2 protein-coding genes are annotated in these 1,030 nt (G+C 41.0%); both read right to left on the minus strand.

Annotation, left to right across the window (positions count from 1 at the left end):
• Window positions 1–44: 44 nt before the first annotated feature.
• Window positions 45–398, minus strand: coding sequence for a DUF4164 family protein (locus O9332_RS14370; protein ID WP_002759401.1), 354 nt, complete (start codon window positions 396–398; stop codon window positions 45–47).
• Between the two features lie 53 nt (window positions 399–451).
• Window positions 452–781: a hypothetical protein gene (locus O9332_RS14375; protein ID WP_002759400.1), complete on the minus strand. Its 330-nt coding sequence runs from the start codon at window positions 779–781 to the stop codon at window positions 452–454.
• Window positions 782–1,030: the final 249 nt, after the last annotated feature.

Here is a 1,030-nt window from a genome sequence, read left to right on the forward strand (position 1 = left end):
TTTATTAGAATCCTAAAGGCTGTAACCTTTTCTAGGAGCCACTTTTAGGGATTAGGGAAAAAACCAAAAAGTTTAGCAGCACCTCCCAAGACAGCAACCACCAAAGCTATCAGAATCCCCCGGTTGGTGAACTCCTGATAAGCAACCCGTACCGTTAATCCCTCGATTTTCTCGTCTAATACTTTAATATCGCCTTTTAAATCAGCTTGGCCTATCTCCAGTTTCGTCAACCGGTCCTCCACCTTGTCAAATCTCTCGTCAATCCGTTTTTCAAGGGAGTCGATTTTCTGATTGACATCCTGTTGCAGAGTATCGATTTTCTGGTTGACTTCTTTGATGCTATCTTTAATTTCCTTAAGGACCGATTCTAGGGAATAGGTGATAGTTTCGTTAGACATTTGCTAGACTCCTAAAGTTATCAATAGTTTTCGGGGTGTGAGACTGGAGAATTTTAGGGATTGTTACCGAGGAAAAGAATTCTGATAGCAACGGTGATAATTGCACCGATAGCGGCACTCATGGCACCGATAAGGATAGGGACAATCAGACCTCGAAAACCCTGTAGGTCAGAAATAGCCTTAACTAGAGTGTATTGCTCATTTTCTACTTTTTCTAGTCTTTTATCCATCTCTTCGACTTTCTCAGTTAGTTTAGCTTGTCCTACCTTTAAATCATTTACATCTCTTTGCAGGGTATCGATTTTCTGATTGACTTCCTTGATGCTGTCTTTAATTTCCTTAAGGACCGATTCTAGGGAATAGGTGACGGTTTCGTTAGACATTTTGCCATACCTCTATACAGTTTGGGTTTTTGAGCGGCCATTTATTATAAGTGGGGTCTGCTGAAAAAGTTTTTCCTGGGGGTAGGAGTCAGGAGTCAGGAGCCGGTCGTTTCGGGCTTTGTTGCCATTGTTTTTTGTACCAAGCTATGTACTACAAGAAGGATAATGCAAGGTTTTTGAAAGTCCCAATCCTATTTTCTTGCACTAACATCGGACTTTAACAGGTCAAAAGCCTTATTTTAAAAGGGT

This window comes from Microcystis sp. LE19-10.1B (assembly GCF_027530565.1).
In the GTDB taxonomy this organism is placed as follows: domain Bacteria; phylum Cyanobacteriota; class Cyanobacteriia; order Cyanobacteriales; family Microcystaceae; genus Microcystis; species Microcystis aeruginosa.

Coding starts and splice junctions, on each gene's coding strand:
- O9332_RS14375 (WP_002759400.1), bottom strand. CDS start 781: ATGTCTAACGAAACCGTCACCTATTCCCTAGAATCGGTCCTTAAGGAA.
- O9332_RS14370 (WP_002759401.1), bottom strand. CDS start 398: ATGTCTAACGAAACTATCACCTATTCCCTAGAATCGGTCCTTAAGGAA.